Source organism: Escherichia sp. E.sYA108 (genome assembly GCF_011754335.1).
In the GTDB taxonomy this organism is placed as follows: Bacteria; Pseudomonadota; Gammaproteobacteria; order Enterobacterales; family Enterobacteriaceae; genus Escherichia; species Escherichia coli.
The window spans coordinates 682,810-696,510 of sequence record NZ_JAAQVZ010000001.1 but is presented as its reverse complement, the minus strand read 5'-3'; the positions used below and the strand labels follow the sequence as shown (position 1 = coordinate 696,510).

14 protein-coding genes are annotated in these 13,701 nt (G+C 52.2%); 9 read left to right on the top strand and 5 right to left on the bottom strand.

Features of this window, described 5'->3' with window-relative positions; translation table 11 throughout:
* Positions 1-47 precede the first annotated feature (47 nt).
* Complete coding sequence (gene tnpA, locus HBM92_RS03375) at positions 48-500, bottom strand: IS200/IS605-like element ISEc41 family transposase (RefSeq protein ID WP_000266197.1); 453 nt, start codon at positions 498-500, stop codon at positions 48-50.
* A 12-nt stretch (positions 501-512) separates the two neighbouring features.
* On the opposite strand from tnpA, the gene HBM92_RS03370 reads away from it, so the two are divergent.
* From HBM92_RS03370 to cca, 3 genes are all read left to right on the top strand, one after another.
* Entirely contained in the window at positions 513-1,718 is a 1,206-nt protein-coding gene (locus tag HBM92_RS03370) for an RNA-guided endonuclease InsQ/TnpB family protein (protein ID WP_000908113.1), read from the top strand.
* A gap of 342 nt (positions 1,719-2,060) precedes the next feature.
* Positions 2,061-2,681 carry a TIGR04211 family SH3 domain-containing protein gene (locus tag HBM92_RS03365; RefSeq protein WP_001125331.1) on the top strand — a complete coding sequence of 207 codons (621 nt, stop codon included), beginning with the start codon at positions 2,061-2,063 and terminating at the stop codon, positions 2,679-2,681.
* Positions 2,682-2,744: 63 nt separating this feature from the next.
* Entirely contained in the window at positions 2,745-3,983 is a 1,239-nt protein-coding gene (gene cca, locus HBM92_RS03360; protein WP_000708507.1) for a fused tRNA nucleotidyltransferase/2',3'-cyclic phosphodiesterase/2' nucleotidase/phosphatase Cca, read from the top strand.
* A 79-nt stretch (positions 3,984-4,062) separates the two neighbouring features.
* Here the strand turns inward: cca and bacA are convergent, their stop codons facing one another.
* Positions 4,063-4,884 (bottom strand): undecaprenyl-diphosphate phosphatase, encoded by an 822-nt coding sequence (bacA, locus tag HBM92_RS03355; RefSeq protein WP_001305111.1) that lies wholly within the window; start codon positions 4,882-4,884, stop codon positions 4,063-4,065.
* A gap of 90 nt (positions 4,885-4,974) precedes the next feature.
* The gene (gene folB, locus HBM92_RS03350; RefSeq protein ID WP_001295541.1) at positions 4,975-5,343 is read right to left on the bottom strand and encodes a bifunctional dihydroneopterin aldolase/7,8-dihydroneopterin epimerase; all 369 of its coding nucleotides are present in this window, start codon (positions 5,341-5,343) and stop codon (positions 4,975-4,977) included.
* Between the two features lie 104 nt (positions 5,344-5,447).
* Between folB and plsY the strand changes: the two genes are divergently transcribed.
* Positions 5,448-6,065 carry a glycerol-3-phosphate 1-O-acyltransferase PlsY gene (gene plsY, locus HBM92_RS03345; protein WP_001272796.1) on the top strand — a complete coding sequence of 206 codons (618 nt, stop codon included), beginning with the start codon at positions 5,448-5,450 and terminating at the stop codon, positions 6,063-6,065.
* A 12-nt stretch (positions 6,066-6,077) separates the two neighbouring features.
* Here plsY and ttdR read toward each other — a convergent pair whose 3' ends face one another.
* The gene (ttdR, locus tag HBM92_RS03340) at positions 6,078-7,010 is read right to left on the bottom strand and encodes an L-tartrate utilization transcriptional activator TtdR (protein WP_000935202.1); all 933 of its coding nucleotides are present in this window, start codon (positions 7,008-7,010) and stop codon (positions 6,078-6,080) included.
* A gap of 206 nt (positions 7,011-7,216) precedes the next feature.
* Here ttdR and ttdA point away from each other — a divergent pair, with 206 nt between their 5' ends.
* Genes ttdA through ttdT form a run of 3 tightly spaced genes read left to right on the top strand, consistent with a single transcriptional unit; the run spans position 7,217 to position 10,241 of the window.
* The gene (gene ttdA / locus HBM92_RS03335; RefSeq protein ID WP_000986807.1) at positions 7,217-8,128 is read left to right on the top strand and encodes a L(+)-tartrate dehydratase subunit alpha; all 912 of its coding nucleotides are present in this window, start codon (positions 7,217-7,219) and stop codon (positions 8,126-8,128) included.
* Positions 8,125-8,730 (top strand): L(+)-tartrate dehydratase subunit beta, encoded by a 606-nt coding sequence (gene ttdB, locus HBM92_RS03330; protein ID WP_000722957.1) that lies wholly within the window; start codon positions 8,125-8,127, stop codon positions 8,728-8,730. Before ttdA ends, ttdB begins: the two co-directional genes overlap by 4 nt.
* A 47-nt stretch (positions 8,731-8,777) precedes the next feature.
* A complete protein-coding gene (gene ttdT, locus HBM92_RS03325; protein ID WP_000804955.1) occupies positions 8,778-10,241 on the top strand; it encodes an L-tartrate/succinate antiporter in 1,464 nt (487 codons plus the stop codon).
* 42 nt (positions 10,242-10,283) lie between these two features.
* Here the strand turns inward: ttdT and tsaD are convergent, their stop codons facing one another.
* Positions 10,284-11,297 (bottom strand): tRNA (adenosine(37)-N6)-threonylcarbamoyltransferase complex transferase subunit TsaD, encoded by a 1,014-nt coding sequence (tsaD, locus tag HBM92_RS03320; protein WP_001264377.1) that lies wholly within the window; start codon positions 11,295-11,297, stop codon positions 10,284-10,286.
* A 237-nt stretch (positions 11,298-11,534) separates the two neighbouring features.
* Between tsaD and rpsU the strand changes: the two genes are divergently transcribed.
* Together rpsU and dnaG are read left to right on the top strand one after the other, a co-directional pair.
* Positions 11,535-11,750 (top strand): 30S ribosomal protein S21, encoded by a 216-nt coding sequence (rpsU, locus tag HBM92_RS03315; RefSeq protein WP_001144069.1) that lies wholly within the window; start codon positions 11,535-11,537, stop codon positions 11,748-11,750.
* 110 nt (positions 11,751-11,860) lie between these two features.
* Positions 11,861-13,606 carry a DNA primase gene (dnaG, locus tag HBM92_RS03310; protein ID WP_000918851.1) on the top strand — a complete coding sequence of 582 codons (1,746 nt, stop codon included), beginning with the start codon at positions 11,861-11,863 and terminating at the stop codon, positions 13,604-13,606.
* The last annotated feature ends 95 nt before the right edge of the window (positions 13,607-13,701 follow it).

Sequence of the window (13,701 nt, the reverse complement as noted above, 5' to 3'; positions counted from 1 at the left end):
CCCAACGTAGGCGGGAGGGGAATTTGGGCTGTTAAGCCCGCAGTTTATCAGCCACGCTGATTCTGAATATACTTTTTCACAACTTCCAGCGGTGCTCCACCACATGAACCGATGAAATAAGAGCGTGACCAGAGTACGGGCTTTGAATACGCGGCGCGCAAATCAATAAAATCATTCCGCAGCCGCCTACTGGTAACGGACTTAAGGCTGTTTACCAGCTTTGTGAGTTGCACCAACGGTGGGTATTCAATCAGCATGTGAACATGGTCTGCCTCGCCGTCACATTCCTTTAACTCGGCGCCAAAGTCCGCGCATACCTCCGCTACATACTGACGCATGTTTGCATGATGCAATTCACCAAAAACTGGACGGCGGTATTTTGTCATAAAAACAACGTGAACATGCAACAGGTAAGCTGAATAGCGTGAACGATTGATTTCGCACACGTATTGACCCTCCCAAAAAAATGTGGATATATTGTACATTCTAAACAACCACATACTGAATGCAAAATGTTAATCCAGAAAGCATATAAATACAGGCTCTACCCCACTGACCAGCAGGCGCAAAGGTTGCGTCAGTTGTGCGGTTGCGCTCGCTTTGTCTGGAACTATGCACTGAATGAAACACTGAGCATTCATGACGCGGGCGGAAAAATTCCGTCAGCTTTCGACCTGAATAAACGACTTACGGGCTGGAAAAAACTCCCTGAGCTGGCCTTTCTTTCTGAGGGTTACACTGACAACCTCCAGCAGAAACTGAAAGACCTGCGGAGCGCATGGGATCGCTGTTTTGATAAATCCCTGACGGCTGAAAAGCCCGTTTTCAAAAAGAAAACCAAAGGCTGCGACTCTATCCGGTTCGTCAATTTCAGCAAATATTGTGGGCTGGATTATGGCCGTGTGAAACTCCCGTCAGGACTGGGCTGGGTTAAATTTCGTCAGTCCCGGAAGATTGAAGGCGTCATTAAAAATTGCACCATCAGCCAGCATGCCGGACACTGGTATGTGTCTTTTCAGGTCGAATTAGCTGTTACCGATCCGATTCACGCATCGACCAGCGCAATAGGCCTGGATGCAGGTATAACGAAGCTGGCAACACTTTCAGACGGCACGGTCTTTGAACCGGTAAACAGCTTAAAAAAAAATCAGGATAAGCTGGCTCGCTTACAGCGCCGTCTGGCCCGGATGGTTAAATTCTCCGCCAACTGGAAAAAGCAGAAAGCGAAGATTTCCCGTTTCCACTCTCATATCGCAAACATCCGCCGCGATTACCTTCATAAAACCACGACGACGATCAGCAAAAACCACGCGATGATAGTCATTGAGGATTTAAAGGTTTCGAACATGTCAAAATCAGCAGCGGGTACGGTAGACCAGCCGGGGCGCAACGTCGCGGCAAAATCAGGTCTTAACCGGGCGATACTGGATCAGGGCTGGGCAGAAATGCGCCGCCAGCTCGAATATAAGCAGGCATGGCGCGGCGGTGATGTACTGGCGATTAATCCGGCGTACACCAGTCAGAAATGCGCATGTTGTGGGCATACATCGAAAAATAACCGCAGGACGCAGGCGAGCTTTATCTGTACCGCGTGCGGCTATACGGCAAACGCCGATGTAAACGGCGCTCGCAATATATTAACAGCAGGTTTTGAAGTCATGGCGGCAGGACAAATATTGCCGTCAGTCCGTAAAGGACGCGCCCGTAAGGCGGCGTAAGCCGTCGAGCGAGGAACCGGGGAATGCGGCAACGTATTGCTACCCTGACAAGGGAATCCCCCTCCTGAGTCGCTTTGCGCGAAGGTGGGGGAGGATGTCAAGGCCTTTACTTATCGGTTATGTCACATAAGTGACGATGAACGGCGAACTTAATGCGATCTTTTTTGTCAGTAGATAGTATTTTGCGCCAAATTGCCATGCAACGGGCAATTTGACGGGCGTAAAAGTTTGAAGCAGTGGCAAGACCTGACACAGAGGATTCCGATTGATGTCGAATGCTTTGCGTAGCGACACTGATGCCACTACTATCGTTCCACTTTCCATGACAATAACGACAGCCTGATGCCAAAATTACGCCTGATCGGATTAACTTTACTCGCACTTAGCGCGACTGCCGTCTCACACGCTGAAGAAACGCGCTATGTTTCTGACGAACTGAATACCTGGGTCCGTAGCGGTCCGGGAGATCATTATCGCCTCGTGGGCACGGTTAACGCCGGCGAGGAAGTGACCTTATTACAAACTGACGCCAACACCAATTATGCCCAGGTGAAAGACAGCTCTGGTCGTACTGCCTGGATCCCGTTGAAACAACTTAGCACGGAGCCAAGCCTGCGTTCCCGTGTGCCAGATCTGGAAAATCAGGTCAAAACGCTGACCGATAAACTCACCAATATCGATAACACCTGGAATCAGCGCACCGCAGAAATGCAGCAAAAAGTGGCGCAGAGTGACAGCGTGATCAACGGGTTAAAAGAAGAAAATCAGAAACTGAAAAACGAGCTGATTGTCGCGCAGAAAAAGGTCGATGCCGCCAGCGTACAGCTGGATGACAAACAGCGCACCATCATCATGCAGTGGTTTATGTATGGCGGTGGCGTGCTGGGGCTTGGCTTGCTGCTCGGTCTGGTACTGCCGCACCTGATCCCAAGCCGCAAACGCAAAGATCGCTGGATGAACTAAATCGCCTTCTTCGTTGCACTGTCTTATTATTAGGAATTGTGTATTTGACGAAGGGATGATGGCGTGAAGATTTATCTGGTCGGTGGTGCTGTTCGGGATGCATTGTTAGGGCTACCGGTCAAAGACAGAGATTGGGTGGTGGTCGGCAGTACGCCACAGGAGATGCTCGACGCGGGCTACCAGCAGGTAGGCCGCGATTTTCCTGTGTTTCTGCATCCGCAAACGCATGAAGAGTATGCGCTGGCACGTACCGAACGGAAATCCGGTTCCGGTTACACCGGTTTTACCTGCTATGCCGCACCGGATGTCACGCTGGAAGATGATCTTAAGCGTCGCGATCTGACCATTAATGCGCTGGCCCAGGACGATAACGGCGAGATTATCGACCCGTACAACGGTCTGGGCGATCTGCAAAATCGTCTGTTGCGCCATGTTTCCCCCGCTTTTGGCGAAGATCCGTTACGCGTGTTGCGCGTAGCGCGTTTTGCTGCGCGTTATGCCCACCTCAGTTTCCGTATTGCCGATGAAACTCTGGCGCTGATGCGCGAGATGACCCATGCGGGTGAACTGGAACACCTGACGCCTGAACGGGTATGGAAAGAGACGGAAAACGCCCTCACCACCCGCAATCCCCAGGTGTTCTTCCAGGTACTGCGCGATTGCGGCGCACTGCGCGTTTTATTCCCGGAAATTGACGCCCTGTTTGGCGTTCCGGCCCCTGCCAGGTGGCATCCGGAAATCGACACGGGTATTCATACCTTAATGACGCTCTCAATGGCGGCGATGCTGAGTCCGCAGGTCGATGTCCGTTTCGCAACGTTATGCCACGATCTCGGTAAAGGACTGACGCCGCCAGAACTTTGGCCACGTCATCATGGTCATGGCCCGGCGGGTGTGAAGTTAGTGGAACAACTATGCCAGCGTCTGCGCGTGCCAAATGAAATTCTCGATTTAGCCAGACTGGTGGCTGAGTTTCACGATCTCATCCACACCTTTCCAATGCTGAACCCGAAAACCATTGTTAAATTGTTTGATTCCATTGACGCCTGGCGTAAACCACAGCGTGTCGAGCAACTGGCGCTGACCAGCGAGGCTGACGTGCGCGGCAGAACCGGTTTTGAATCAGCGGACTACCCGCAAGGCCGCTGGTTGCGCGAAGCCTGGGAAGTGGCGCAGTCAGTGCCGACAAAAGCTGTCGTTGAAGCAGGATTTAAAGGTGTGGAGATTCGTGAGGAGCTGACCCGACGGCGGATTGCGGCGGTAGCCAGCTGGAAGGAACAACGTTGCCCAAAGCCTGATTAACTTTTTAAATTCAGTATATTGCAGAAATCCCTTAGGTCGGATAAGACGCACAAGCGTCATATCCGACACTATATCTCAATCAAAAGAACACAACGTACACCGCAGCCGCCACAATAAAGCGATAAATGGCGAACGGGATAAACGAAATGCGCTTAATCAATTGCAGGAAGGTTTTAATCGCTATCAGCGCCACCACAAAAGCGGTGATAAACCCAACGGCAAACATCGGGATATCGCCGGTAGTCAGGAAGCCCCAGCTTTTGTAGAGATCGAGCGCCGTTGCGCCCATCATCATCGGCACCGCCAGCAGGAACGAGAACTCGGAAGCAGCGTAACGGCTCACCCCCATCAGCATCCCACCTGAAATGGTCGCCCCGGAACGGGAGAAACCCGGCCACAGCGCCAGACACTGGAAACAGCCAATCATAAACGCCTGACGATAGGTCATATCATCAAGACCCGGCGCACGCGGCTCTTTCGGCTTCAGGCATTCGGCGGCAATCAGCAACAGACCGCCAACGACCAGTGCATACATGACATTTATCGGGTTAAACAATGATTTAATCGTGTCGTGGAACAACAGCCCCAGTACCACCGCCGGAATCATCCCCAGCAAGATGTGGATCAGCGTTAAACGACCTTTGCTTTCTCCTTCGTGCTGCAACGGGCGACCAAAGTGGATGCCAATCAGGCCAAACAGACGCCGCCAGAACATCACTACTACCGCCAGAATTGATCCTAACTGGATCACGACTTCAAAGGTTTTCGCCGTGTCGCCCTCAAACCCCAACAAGTGACCGACAATAATCATATGGCCCGTGCTGGATACCGGCAGAAATTCTGTCAATCCTTCGACCACACCCAATATTGCCGCTATCAGCAGCGAGTGCATATCGCTCATCAATAAACCCCTAAATTATAAAAATGTAACGCTTGTCCGAACTACTGCAGTATGACCAGGTTATAATCGTTTGGTTTAACAGCTGTAAAATTAATTATTTTCTTTCAGATTATTGCCACGCTCAATGATTACGCCAACATTCGCCGCCCGCGCCACTGCGCCTGGCTTGCTGAGTTTGATACGCACCCACGGCGAGTTGAAGCGTGCTAACAGCAGCTCCGCCACCTCTTCAGCCACGCGTTCCACCAGCGCAAAACGCGCCCCCTCGACGTGGCTGACCACCGTTTCTGCAATGTCAGCGTAACTGAGGCAATCCGCCACATCATCACTTTTCGCCGCTTTACGGTTATCCCACGCCATTTCGATATCGAACACTAACTTCTGTTCGATGGTCTGTTCCCAGTCGTAAACACCAATAGTGGTGATTACCGAAAGTTGCTCTATAAATACAATATCCATCACGTCCTGCCTGCTTTTTGGCTAACCGGATACCACTTCCGGCGAAATGTGCGTATTATCCACAGATTCATCGTTGAACACGAATTTTCAAAACGGAACAGCTTATGAGTGCAATCGCGCCTGGAATGATCCTCATCGCGTACCTCTGCGGCTCCATTTCCAGTGCCATTCTGGTTTGCCGCTTGTGTGGGTTGCCCGATCCGCGAACCAGCGGCTCCGGCAATCCAGGCGCAACCAATGTGTTACGTATCGGTGGCAAGGGAGCAGCCGTAGCAGTACTGATTTTCGACGTTCTGAAAGGAATGTTGCCCGTCTGGGGCGCGTATGAATTAGGTGTCAGCCCCTTCTGGCTAGGCTTAATTGCCATCGCCGCCTGTCTTGGACACATCTGGCCCGTTTTCTTCGGTTTTAAAGGAGGAAAAGGCGTTGCTACCGCTTTTGGTGCCATCGCACCAATTGGCTGGGATCTCACTGGAGTAATGGCGGGAACCTGGTTACTGACCGTGCTATTGAGTGGTTACTCGTCGCTGGGAGCGATTGTCAGTGCACTGATTGCTCCGTTTTATGTCTGGTGGTTTAAGCCACAATTCACCTTCCCGGTTTCGATGCTCTCTTGCCTGATCCTGCTGCGTCATCATGACAACATCCAGCGTCTGTGGCGTCGTCAGGAGACAAAAATCTGGACGAAATTCAAAAGAAAGCGCGAAAAGGATCCCGAGTGATTTCTGGTGGATCTACATGACCTGATAGCCTTCGTCGGGCTTGCCCAGCCGTTGCTGGCACCATGCCGCCAGAAATTCCACACAGACACGTAATTTCATGCTGCGATAGAGCGGCTCCCGGTAAACAGCCCAGATATTGGCGCTTTGTGCATACTCCGGCAATACTCGCACCAGTTTGCCACTCTCCAGAAACGGCAACACATCCCACTCGGAACGCAGCATAATCCCTTTGCCCTCCAGCGCCCATTGCAGCACAATCTCGCCGCTATTGGAGGAAAGATGTCCGCTTACCTTCACCGATTTTTTCTCCTGACCGTTCCCCAACTCCCATATTCCGTGGGTCATATCGCGCTCTTTGGTCACCAGGCAGTCATGACGACTTAATTCCTGTAAGGATTGTGGCTGCGGATATTTTTGCAGATACTCAGGTGCTGCGCATAATATTCTTTTATTTTTTGTCAAAAGATGCGCAATATAATAATCAGGAATTGCGTCATTAATACGAATATCCAGATCAATATTATCCTGCACTAAATCAATTTGTCGATCGAACAATTCAAAATGCACCTGTAACTCAGGATAATTGCGCATCAGTTCGGTAATAGCTGGCGCAATATGGCTGCGCCCAAAACCAAAACTGCAACCAATGCGGATCATCCCCTCCGGGCGCGTTTTGATTTGCGTGACGTCATCGACCAGTCGCTGATATTGGGTGAGGATTTCCAGCGCATGTTCGTAACAACGCTGGCCACTTTCAGTCAGCGCCACGCCGCGAGCGGAGCGGTTCAGCAGAGTTGTTGCCAGCGTATTTTCAAGGATTTGGATCCGCTTGGTGACAAATGCAGGCGTTTGCCCAAGCGTCGCCGCTGCAGCACTAAAACTCCCGCTATGGACGATTTCCACCAGTACCTGCAAGTCTTTGGCTAAAGGCCAGCTATTTAGCATTGTTAAATATCCGCAGTTTTGATAAACGCAGTGTATTTCGCAAAACATTACCATTCCCTGCTCTGGCGCAATATTCGTTCTTATTTTCGCGTTGATTCACGAACTGTTAATTACATATTCACGGTGGCAAAAAATATAAAACCACATTTTTAGTGGTAGTTTGTGGCGGTGAATTTTTCCAGACAAATACATAAACTGGAGTTGCCATGATGAGCGAAAGTAATAAGCAACAGGCAGTGAATAAGTTGACGGAGATTGTCGCTAACTTTACCGCCATGATTTCTACCCGAATGCCTGATGACGTGGTGGATAAACTAAAACAGCTAAAGGATGCCGAAACATCGTCGATGGGAAAAATCATCTACCACACGATGTTCGATAACATGCAAAAAGCGATCGACCTGAATCGTCCTGCCTGTCAGGACACCGGCGAAATCATGTTTTTTGTTAAGGTCGGTTCCCGTTTCCCACTGCTTGGCGAGCTGCAAAGCATACTCAAACAAGCCGTGGAAGAGGCAACCGTCAAAGCGCCACTGCGTCACAATGCGGTAGAAATTTTTGACGAAGTAAACACCGGCAAAAATACCGGCAGTGGCGTACCGTGGGTCACCTGGGATATCGTCCCCGACGGTGACGATGCGGAAATCGAAGTTTACATGGCAGGCGGCGGCTGCACGCTACCTGGCCGATCGAAAGTGTTAATGCCGTCAGAAGGCTACGAAGGCGTAGTGAAATTCGTCTTCGAAAATATCTCCACCCTCGCCGTAAACGCCTGTCCGCCGGTACTTGTGGGCGTTGGCATCGCTACCTCGGTGGAAACCGCCGCAGTGCTCTCGCGTAAAGCCATTTTGCGCCCGATTGGCAGCCGCCATCCCAATCCAAAAGCGGCAGAGCTGGAGCTACGCCTGGAAGAAGGACTCAACCGTCTGGGGATTGGTCCACAAGGGCTGACTGGCAACAGTTCAGTGATGGGCGTGCATATCGAATCTGCCGCTCGCCATCCGTCAACCATCGGCGTTGCTGTTTCTACCGGCTGCTGGGCGCATCGTCGCGGCACACTGCGAGTTCATGCCGATCTCACCTTTGAAAATCTGTCTCATACCCGGAGCGCGTTATGAAAAAGATCCTGACAACCCCGATCAAAGCTGAAGATCTGCAAGATATTCGCGTCGGCGATGTGATCTACCTGACCGGTACGCTGGTGACCTGCCGTGACGTTTGTCACCGCCGATTGATCGAACTGAAACGTCCGATCCCTTACGATCTCAACGGCAAAGCGATTTTCCACGCTGGCCCCATCGTGCGCAAAAACGGCGACAAATGGGAGATGGTGTCCGTCGGCCCGACAACCAGTATGCGTATGGAAAGTTTTGAACGTGAATTTATCGAGCAGACCGGCGTGAAACTGGTGGTCGGCAAAGGCGGAATGGGGCCGCTGACCGAAGAAGGCTGCCAGAAATTCAAGGCGCTGCATGTGATTTTCCCGGCTGGCTGTGCGGTACTGGCGGCAACTCAAGTGGAAGAGATTGAAGAGGTACACTGGACAGAACTCGGGATGCCAGAGTCGCTGTGGGTCTGCCGGGTCAAAGAGTTTGGCCCGCTGATTGTCTCTATAGATACCCACGGCAACAACCTGATAGCCGAAAACAAAAAGCTGTTCGCCGAACGCCGCGATCCCATCGTAGAAGAGATCTGCGAGCACGTCCACTACATCAAATAACCCTCCCAGAGAGGCTCGCCCCTCTCCTTTTTCTCAGGCATAACACGATGAAACCTTCCACTGAATGGTGGCGATACCTTGCGCCGCTGGCGGTCATCGCCATTATTGCTCTACTTCCGCTTCCCGCAGGGCTGGAGAGTCATACCTGGCTCTACTTTGCCGTTTTTACTGGCGTGATCGTTGGACTGATCCTCGAACCCGTGCCGGGTGCCGTGGTGGCGATGGTGGGTATATCCATCATCGCCATTCTTTCGCCGTGGCTGCTGTTTAGCCCGGAGCAGCTCGCCCAGCCAGGTTTTAAGTTCACCGCCAAATCCCTCTCCTGGGCGGTTTCTGGTTTTTCTAATTCAGTTATCTGGCTTATTTTCGCCGCCTTTATGTTTGGTACGGGCTATGAAAAAACCGGGCTTGGACGTCGCATCGCTCTGATTCTGGTGAAAAAAATGGGGCATCGCACGCTGTTTCTCGGCTATGCAGTGATGTTCTCCGAGCTGATACTCGCGCCTGTAACACCGTCCAACTCGGCGCGTGGTGCGGGGATTATCTATCCCATCATCCGTAACCTGCCACCGCTCTATCAATCACAACCAAACGACAGCAGTTCGCGCAGCATTGGCTCGTACATCATGTGGATGGGGATTGTTGCCGATTGCGTGACCAGCGCCATTTTCCTGACGGCGATGGCTCCAAATTTGCTGTTAATTGGACTGATGAAAAGCGCATCTAACGCCACGCTGAGCTGGGGCGACTGGTTCCTCGGGATGTTGCCGCTCAGTATTTTACTGGTTCTGCTGGTTCCCTGGCTGGCTTACGTGCTGTACCCGCCGATACTGAAGTCTGGCGATCAGGTGCCGCGCTGGGCAGAGACGGAACTGCAGGCAATGGGCCCGCTCTGTTCGCGTGAAAAACGGATGCTGGGGCTGATGGTAGGCGCACTGGTGCTGTGGATTTTTGGCGGTGATTATATCGATGCCGCGATGGTCGGTTACAGCGTGGTGGCGCTGATGCTGCTTCTGCGCATTATCTGCTGGGACGACATTGTCAGTAATAAAGCGGCGTGGAACGTTTTCTTCTGGCTGGCCTCGCTTATCACCCTCGCTACCGGACTCAACAACACCGGTTTTATTAGCTGGTTTGGCAAACTGTTAGCAGGCAGCTTAAGCGGTTATTCGCCAACGATAGTGATGGTGGCGTTGATTGTGGTCTTTTATCTGCTGCGCTACTTTTTTGCCAGCGCCACAGCGTATACCTCCGCTCTCGCACCGATGATGATTGCCGCCGCGCTGGCGATGCCGGAAATCCCGCTGCCGGTGTTCTGCCTGATGGTTGGTGCGGCAATTGGTCTGGGGAGCATTCTTACACCATACGCCACCGGACCCAGTCCGATTTACTACGGTAGTGGTTATCTGCCAACGGTGGATTACTGGCGACTGGGGGCAATTTTTGGGCTGATATTCCTCGTGTTGCTGGTGATTACCGGCTTACTGTGGATGCCCATGGTGTTGCTTTAAGTGAGGACGGTGCCGGAAATTGCTCTCCGGCACCTAATAGTTTTACGCGGCCGGTAACTCTGCCAGCGGCCAGCGCGGACGCACGCTAACGCCGAGATCCGCCGTCGCGCCTGCTTTAAACCGCACCATTCCGGCATAGGCGATCATCGCACCGTTATCAGTGCAAAATTCCGGACGCGCGTAGAACACTTCGCCACGACGCTTTTTCATCATTTCAGCCAGCTTCGCCCGCAGTGTGCGGTTAGCACTCACGCCGCCTGCCATGACCAGTCGCTTAAAGCCCGTCTGATCCAGTGCTCGCTTACACTTAATCATCAACGTATCGACCACTGCATCTTCAAAGGCGCGGGCGATATCGGCACGCGTCTGATCGTCAGTGCCGTTGTCACGTATGGTATTTGCCGCGAAGGTTTTCAGACCAGAAAAGCTGAAATCCAGCCCCGGACGGTCGGTCATCGGGCGCGGGAAGACAAAGCGCCCGGCAGTACCCTGAGCCGCCATTTTCGACAGTAATGGCCCGCCAGGATAATCCAGCCCCAGCAGCTTCGCGGTTTTATCAAACGCTTCACCAGCCGCATCATCGATAGACTCTCCGAGCAGCTCGTACTGACCAATGCCAGTCACGCTGATTAACTGCGTATGACCGCCGGAAACCAGCAGCGCGACAAACGGAAATTCCGGTGGGTTATCTTCCAGCATCGGCGCTAACAGATGTCCTTCCATATGATGTACCGGGATTGCCGGAACGTCCCAGGCAAACGCCAGAGAACGCCCCACGGTCGCGCCAACCAGCAGTGCGCCGACTAATCCTGGGCCTGCGGTATAGGCCACAGCATCAATGTCTTTTGCCGTTAAACCAGACTCCTTTAGCGCCTCCTGGATCAACGGTACGGTTTTACGCACGTGATCGCGGGAGGCCAGTTCAGGCACGACGCCGCCGTAGTCAGCGTGCAATTTCACCTGACTATACAATTGGTTGGCTAACAAACCTTTTTCATCGTCGTAAATGGCGATGCCGGTTTCATCGCAGGAAGTTTCAATACCCAGTACACGCATGACTTGTTTTACCTCGCTTTATTACCGCGCAGTGTAGGACCAATGCGGGTTGATGTAAAACTTTGTTCGCCCCTGGAGAAAGCCTCGTGTATACTCCTCACCCTTATAAAAGTCCCTTTCAAAAAAGGCCGCGGTGCTTTACAAAGCAGCAGCAATTGCAGTAAAATTCCGCACCATTTTGAAATAAGCTGGCGTTGATGCCAGCGGCAAACCGAATTAATCAAAGGTGAGAGGCACATGCCGGTAATTAAAGTACGTGAAAACGAGCCGTTCGACGTAGCTCTGCGTCGCTTCAAGCGTTCCTGCGAAAAAGCAGGTGTTCTGGCGGAAGTTCGTCGTCGTGAGTTCTATGAAAAACCGACTACCGAACGTAAGCGCGCTAAAGCTTCTGCAGTGAAACGTCACGCGAAGAAACTGGCTCGCGAAAACGCACGCCGCACTCGTCTGTACTAATTCCCCGAGAGCGTTGCTCTCCGATCAGACCGAGTTGTAGTTGTAAGGCCGTGCTTCCGAAAGGAATGCGCGGCTTATTTTCGTTTATGAATTGCTAAAAATCGGGGCCTATGGCTGGACGAATCCCACGCGTATTCATTAATGATCTGCTGGCACGCACTGACATCGTCGATCTGATCGATGCCCGTGTGAAGCTGAAAAAGCAGGGCAAGAATTTCCACGCGTGTTGTCCATTCCACAACGAGAAAACCCCGTCATTCACCGTTAACGGTGAGAAACAGTTTTACCACTGCTTTGGATGTGGCGCGCATGGCAACGCGATCGACTTCCTGATGAACTACGACAAGCTCGAGTTCGTCGAAACGGTCGAAGAGCTGGCAGCAATGCACAATCTTGAAGTGCCATTTGAAGCAGGCAGCGGCCCCAGCCAGATCGAACGCCATCAGCGGCAAACGCTTTATCAGTTGATGGACGGTCTGAATACGTTTTACCAACAATCTTTACAACAACCTGTTGCCACGTCTGCGCGCCAGTATCTGGAAAAACGCGGATTAAGCCACGAGGTTATCGCCCGCTTTGCGATTGGTTTTGCGCCCCCCGGCTGGGACAACGTCCTGAAGCGGTTTGGCGGCAATCCAGAAAATCGCCAGTCATTGGTTGATGCGGGCATGTTGGTCACTAACGATCAGGGTCGCAGTTACGATCGTTTCCGCGAGCGGGTGATGTTCCCCATTCGTGATAAACGCGGTCGGGTGATTGGTTTTGGCGGACGCGTGCTGGGCAACGATACCCCCAAATACCTGAACTCGCCGGAAACGGACATTTTCCATAAAGGCCGCCAGCTTTACGGTCTTTATGAAGCGCAGCAGGATAACGCTGAACCCAATCGTCTGCTTGTGGTCGAAGGCTATATGGACGTGGTGGCGCTGGCGCAATACGGCATTAATTACGCCGTTGCGTCGTTAGGTACGTCAACCACCGCCGATCACATACAACTGTTGTTCCGCGCGACCAACAATGTCATTTGCTGTTATGACGGCGACCGTGCAGGCCGCGATGCCGCCTGGCGAGCGCTGGAAACGGCGCTGCCTTACATGACAGACGGTCGTCAGCTACGCTTTATGTTTTTGCCTGATGGCGAAGACCCTGACACGCTGGTACGAAAAGAAGGTAAAGAAGCGTTTGAAGCGCGGATGGAGCAGGCGATGCCACTCTCCGCATTTCTGTTTAACAGTCTGATGCCGCAAGTTGATCTGAGTACCCCTGACGGGCGCGCACGTTTGAGTACGCTGGCACTGCCACTGATATCGCAAGTGCCGGGCGAAACGCTGCGAATATATCTACGTCAGGAATTAGGCAACAAATTAGGCATACTTGATGACAGCCAGCTTGAACGATTAATGCCAAAAGCGGCAGAGAGCGGCGTTTCTCGCCCTGTTCCGCAGCTAAAACGCACGACCATGCGTATACTTATAGGGTTGCTGGTGCAAAATCCAGAATTAGCGACGTTGGTCCCGCCGCTTGAGAATCTGGATGAAAATAAGCTCCCTGGACTTGGCTTATTCAGAGAACTGGTCAACACTTGTCTCTCCCAGCCAGGTCTGACCACCGGGCAACTTTTAGAGCACTATCGTGGTACAAATAATGCTGCCACCCTTGAAAAACTGTCGATGTGGGACGATATAGCAGATAAGAATATTGCTGAGCAAACCTTCACCGACTCACTCAACCATATGTTTGATTCGCTGCTTGAACTGCGCCAGGAAGAGTTAATCGCTCGTGAGCGCACGCATGGTTTAAGCAACGAAGAACGCCTGGAGCTCTGGACATTAAACCAGGAGCTGGCGAAAAAGTGATTTAACGGCTTAAGTGCCGAAGAGCGATCGGGAAGCCCCCGACAGCCGCACTGAGAGGCAGCGGCAAATATATAAGTACGCCCTCGTAATTATCG